Below are 5,040 nucleotides of genomic sequence, written 5' to 3' on the forward strand. Positions count from 1 at the left end.
CCCGCGACCCGAGGACCCGGACACCACCCACACCGGCAGAGCCGGTCAACAGCCATACCCACGCCTGCCGGGAACCCGGCCCCCACCCACAGGACTCCTTCCGGAGCCCTCAACCCGGGCCGCGTGAAAGATCGAGGCTAGTCCCAGAAGAACGTGGAGATCGCCACACCGAAGAAGACCGCGATGGCCATGACGACCACGATGACCGACCCAGAGAGTCTGCTCACGGCTGTCTCCAGGCCCTGAGGTCCTCGCGCTGGTCCTCACCGTCGGGGGGAATGCCCCGGCGTGGTGGTTCGAGACCTGGCATATCGGTTGCGGACCGCGTCGCAGTAGGGGCGTTCGACCCCCCGCGTCGTCCAGGTCGGGATCTAAGTCCCTGCCGTTGACAGATCCAGGTGCTGGACGCTCTGAGTGGACGGGGCTGGGTATGCAGGGGGACGCCATGAGCGATCTTGATACTCCCAACGCACCGGCGGGGTGGCATCGGCACGGGGCCGGTCGTCAGTACTGGGATGGGGCGCACTGGCTCGGGGAGGTGCAAGCAGATGATCCACAGACCGGAGGTCCGGCTGGAGAAGCGAACACCTGGCAGCCGCCAGCACCATCGAGCGGGGCCGTGACCGCCGCCGGACCGGTCGATGAGCCGATCTTCCCGCCGCCACCCCCGCCGGGCCTGCAGTACGGGTACCCGCCACAGCAGTACCCGCCGGTGTACGGCTACTCCGCACCGCCTCAGTACCCGTACGCGCAGCCGCAGCAGCAGCGGAGGTACAACGGCTTCGCGATCTCCTCGTTCGTACTGGGACTGCTTTGGATCTACGGGATCGGCTCGATCCTGGCACTGGTGTTCGGATACATCGCCCGACGACAGATCCGAGACACAGGTGATAACGGTGGCGGGCTGGCCATCGCTGGGATCGTGCTGGGCTGGCTCGGGGCGGCCCTGATGGTGGTCTTGATGTGGGTCTTGATCGTCGGGGGGCTTCAGCAGGTGTGACCGCCAGTCTCTGACTCAGCAGCGAGGTTCGTCGGAGAGCAATCTCAACCGGCTATCACCGAAGGGACGCAGTTCAGCCCGAGCATTTGTCGATCCCGAGAATCGGACGACGTCGGACACCTGCTCGTACGACGAACCACTGGACCTAACCACCCCACGCACCGAGATCGAGGCGTAGGACCTTACCTACGGAGAATCTTCACAGCGCCAGCGAGACGCGAAGTCCGACCTACGCGGAATCCACGCACTGCGGGCGGTACTGACCTACTCGAACCTACCCACGCCAACGGCGAAAACGTCGCAGCTGCCAGGGAGTCGTGTGGTCTGCGTCCGTGCCGGTCCGGCTCGGGTCGTCTGCGATGCTGGGCCGGTGCTTGAGGAGGTGCGTGGCATGGAACCTGCGGAGAAACGGATCGCGCTGCTGATCGATGCCGACAATGCTCCGGCGTCGAAGATCGACGTGATCCTCGGGGAAGTGGCGCGCCATGGGGCTGCCAATGTCCGCCGGGCGTACGGCAACTGGAAGAGTCCGCACCTGAAGCCGTGGGAGGCGGTGCTGCACTCCTACGCGATCCGCCCGATCCAGCAGTTCGCCTACAGCAGCGGCAAGAACGCCTCCGATATGGCGATGGTCATCGATGCGATGGACCTGCTCTACGCACGCTCGCTGGACGCGTTCGCCATCGTCTCCAGTGATGCTGACTTCACCCCTCTGGTGATGCGGATCCTCACCGATGGTCTGAAGGTGTATGGGTTTGGGGAGAGGAAGACGCCGGAACCCTTCGTCAACGCTTGCTCGCAGTTCACTTACGTCGAGGGCCTGGGACAACCAGCGGCTCAGCCCGATGAGCCGGTGCTCAAGCCGAGCGGCTCGAAGCAACTGCGCGGGGACACCCGTTTGGTGCAGATGCTCCGCAACGCGGTGGATGCGGCGAGCAGTGAGGATGGCTGGGCCCATCTGGGGCAGGTGGGCAACCAGATCGGCAACCAGGCGTCCTTCGATCCCCGCAACTACGGCTACCGGAAGTTGAGCGACTTGGTGGAGGCGACCGGGCTGTTCGAGGTCAAGAGGCAGGACCTGATCGTCCTGATCCGGGACAAGCGCAAGACGTGAACGGCGTCGCACCCGAACCTTGTGACGGCCGCGATGAACGTGTCAGACCTACCAGTGACCGCTGCGACCGGGCACGCTTGTTGATGTGGCCATGACCCGAGCCGATCGCCAGGAGGCGGCTGCACTGCTGCGGCGGGTGCTGGACGCGGTGGATCGTGGGGACCTGACTGCCGACGGACCGGCTGCTGCGGCGGTAGTGCGGCTGCTAGAGGGGGCGTTGCTGGCGCTGAGGGCGGTGGATCAGCGTCGGGCCGAAGGTCGCTGATCAAGTCGACGGTCAGTTCGTGCGGGGTGACCCTCTCGTTCGTTGCTTGGGCGAACGCTGAAGGCGTGACTCGTCTACTCGTTGCGGTGGCTGGGCTGGGGTGTCACGATCAGCAGCATCTGGGGTGGGGCAATCAGCCCTTTACGGCGACAAGCGATTTCGTCAATCCCATCAGCCTGTCGGTCAGCAGCCGAGCTTCCGGGAAGTAGATCATCATTTCTGTTCGACTCAGTAAGTCGACCGACAAGACGCTGTTCAGGGCGTCAGAATCGTCGATGGCGGGGGTATGGACTAGTGGCCAGTGCCTGGCCACTCGCCAGCGGGCGGCCGCAGGGAGATATTGCATGCCTGGACACAGCCAATGGGGCTCGACCGGAAAGTATCGATAGGGCGTCTGAACCCAGTAGCGATCGCTGAGGCTTGAGACGGTGTCCGAGAACTTCTGTCTCTGCAGGTGACCACCTACATGCTCGATCACTGAATTTGAGAACACGAGATCGTAGGTCCGCCGACGGATGTGACTCGGTAAGTCACAAGCATCAGCAACTTCGACCTCGGCCCATTCTGGGATGTCTGGCTCGAGTGGTTCAAGGTTCACGACATGGAGGTGTCGAGGTCGGATCGGCGAGTGCCGCCAAAACTCCACCGTCCCCCCGAGGTCTAGGACCGTCATTTCAGGGAGACCCGGGAAGACTGCCGCCATGAGGTCCGATCTCTTTTGCCGATACTTGGCTCCAACGGAGTCTGGCGCATCCACGAAGCGACTACGCAAGGAATGGAGACGGTCCACGGTTCCCCCCACTCTTCGTCTAACCGTGACGTCTCGGACTGTAGCCACTACCCATAGGGGCGCGTAAGTGGTGCTCGGCAACGATGACCATGAGTTGCCCCTCGTCACTCGTCACTGCGCGTGCAACATCCTGAGAAGTTGTACGAACATGAGCGGCCTAGACCTGGGTCGCGTACTGGTGCTCCGGATGGGCCCGTCCCCGACCTGGGGCCGCCTCGCGACCACCCGGTGGGGGACCGTGGTAGCGCTGGAGCCCGACACCCCGGTGGGACTCTGCGCGCGCCTACCACTGATCAACGCGTTTCGCTGGCCGCTGTCCGCGTCCAGGACCATCTCGGACTTCATGTTCGCCGCCACCCGCCAACCGACGATGCGCCGGCTGAAAGCGTCGACGATGAAGCACACATACGCCATCCCCGACCGGGTCGGGACGTACGTCAGGTCCGTCACCCACAACGGGTCGGCCGGTCCACGGTGAACACCCGGTTCACCAGGTCCGGTGCCCGCGACGCGTCCGGGTCCGCGCGGGTGGTGAACACCTTCTTCCGCAGCCGGGACACACCCTCGATCCCCAGCTCTCGCATCAGGCAAGCGACCTGGTCACGGCCGATGTCGTGGCCGGCACGCTGGGCGGCCTTCCACAGCTTGTGGGCTCCGTAGACCTTCCGGTTCGCGATCCACAACGTGAGCAGGACCTGCATCATCAGCGCGTCCCGCACGGCCCGCACCGACGGCGCGATCTGCCGCTTCTTCGCGGCGTTGTAGCTGCTCGGAGCCACCTGCGGCCGCGTGCAGATGAACTCGACCCCGAACTCGTTCCGGTGCTCGTCGACGAACGCGACGATCACCTCGATGGGCGGTCGAGCTCCGCCGCGAAGATAGCCGAAGCCCGCCTCAGCAGATCATTGGCACGCCGCAGCTCCCGGTTCTCCTGCTCCAGCTCACGGATCCGCCTAGCCTCCGCGGACGTCACACCGGGCTCGACGCCTTCGTCGATGTCGGCCTGCTTGACCACGTCCGCAGCGACTCAACCCCGCAACCGATCTGGTCCGCGACCCGCCGGATCGTCCCGTGACTGGTGCCGAGCTCCTTGCGCAGCTGCCGTACCAGCCGGACCGCACGAGCCTTCTCCTCCGGCGAGTACCGACGCATTGTCGGCCGCCCAGGCGTGCCTTCGTTCCCCATGGCTCCATCCTCGTTTCCAAGGTCAGGAACCTCCAAGCAACCCAGGGTGGTTCAAACGTCGCGAGACGAACGTGTCGGTCAGCCTGGCGGTCAGGTGGACAGGTCGGGGGAAGTCGGCTTGGTGCCGGTGGTGAGCCATGCTCCTACCCAGGCGATGACGGCGAGGCCGATCATGGCGATGCCGTGCTTGATGTGCTTGGTGTGCAGGGCCGTGTCGTGACCGGGGAAGAAGCTCGGCAGCTCCGCCGCCGGACGGGCGAAGTAGACCAGCCCCGCGACAAGGAACAGCACCCCGACAACGATCAGTACCCAGGTCACCCATGGGGGCGCGTTACGCGTCGGCTCCGTCATGCGAACCCTCTCAGGTCGATCGGACAGGACCCCAACCGCTAGGGGTACTCGTCACGGGCAGGTTAGCCGAGCTTCAGGGTCGTCCTTGCGGGTGACGATCCGGCGTGTCCCGAACTCGTGGGGTCCCCATGGAAAGGAGTGACCCGTCGACGACCCTGACCGCCCACAACATGGGCACGTCCCAAGATGACCGAAGCTCCTATGGTCCGATAGGAGCGGGGCAAGGTCGCAGCTAAGCCCGGATCCACCGCTTAGCCCGGGGATGATGGCGTCGATGACGGTGTGCGGGGTTGGCTTGCTGCGGGCGTGGTGATGCGGCCGGGTGCTCCGGCTCT

General features: G+C 64.8%; 4 protein-coding genes, 1 pseudogene and 1 other annotated feature. Of the genes and pseudogenes, 2 read left to right on the forward strand and 3 right to left on the reverse strand.

Translation table 11 applies throughout. The annotated features are described in order from the left end of the window. Positions 1-619: 619 nt before the first annotated feature. Together VIM19_16785 and VIM19_16790 are read left to right on the forward strand one after the other, a co-directional pair. A complete protein-coding gene (locus tag VIM19_16785) occupies positions 620-1,000 on the forward strand; it encodes a DUF4190 domain-containing protein (protein ID HEY5186512.1) in 381 nt (126 codons plus the stop codon). A 391-nt stretch (positions 1,001-1,391) separates the two neighbouring features. After that, positions 1,392-2,114, forward strand: coding sequence for an NYN domain-containing protein (locus VIM19_16790; GenBank protein HEY5186513.1), 723 nt, complete (start codon positions 1,392-1,394; stop codon positions 2,112-2,114). Between the two features lie 398 nt (positions 2,115-2,512). Here the strand turns inward: VIM19_16790 and VIM19_16795 are convergent, their stop codons facing one another. From VIM19_16795 to VIM19_16805, 3 genes and pseudogenes are all read right to left on the reverse strand, one after another. Next, complete coding sequence (locus VIM19_16795; GenBank protein ID HEY5186514.1) at positions 2,513-2,977, reverse strand: class I SAM-dependent methyltransferase; 465 nt, start codon at positions 2,975-2,977, stop codon at positions 2,513-2,515. Positions 2,978-3,487: 510 nt separating this feature from the next. Then, a pseudogene (locus VIM19_16800) lies at positions 3,488-4,354 on the reverse strand (IS3 family transposase). After that, positions 3,940-4,053: a sequence feature (AL1L pseudoknot), on the reverse strand. It overlaps the preceding pseudogene by 114 nt. A 90-nt stretch (positions 4,355-4,444) precedes the next feature. Beyond that, positions 4,445-4,705, reverse strand: coding sequence for a hypothetical protein (locus tag VIM19_16805; protein HEY5186515.1), 261 nt, complete (start codon positions 4,703-4,705; stop codon positions 4,445-4,447). Positions 4,706-5,040: the final 335 nt, after the last annotated feature.

The sequence above is a fragment of the Actinomycetes bacterium genome, assembly GCA_036510875.1.
In the GTDB taxonomy this organism is placed as follows: domain Bacteria; phylum Actinomycetota; class Actinomycetes; order Prado026; family Prado026; genus DATCDE01.

Coding starts and splice junctions, on each gene's coding strand:
- VIM19_16790 (HEY5186513.1), top strand. CDS start 1,392: ATGGAACCTGCGGAGAAACGGATCGCGCTGCTGATCGATGCCGACAAT.
- VIM19_16805 (HEY5186515.1), bottom strand. CDS start 4,705: ATGACGGAGCCGACGCGTAACGCGCCCCCATGGGTGACCTGGGTACTG.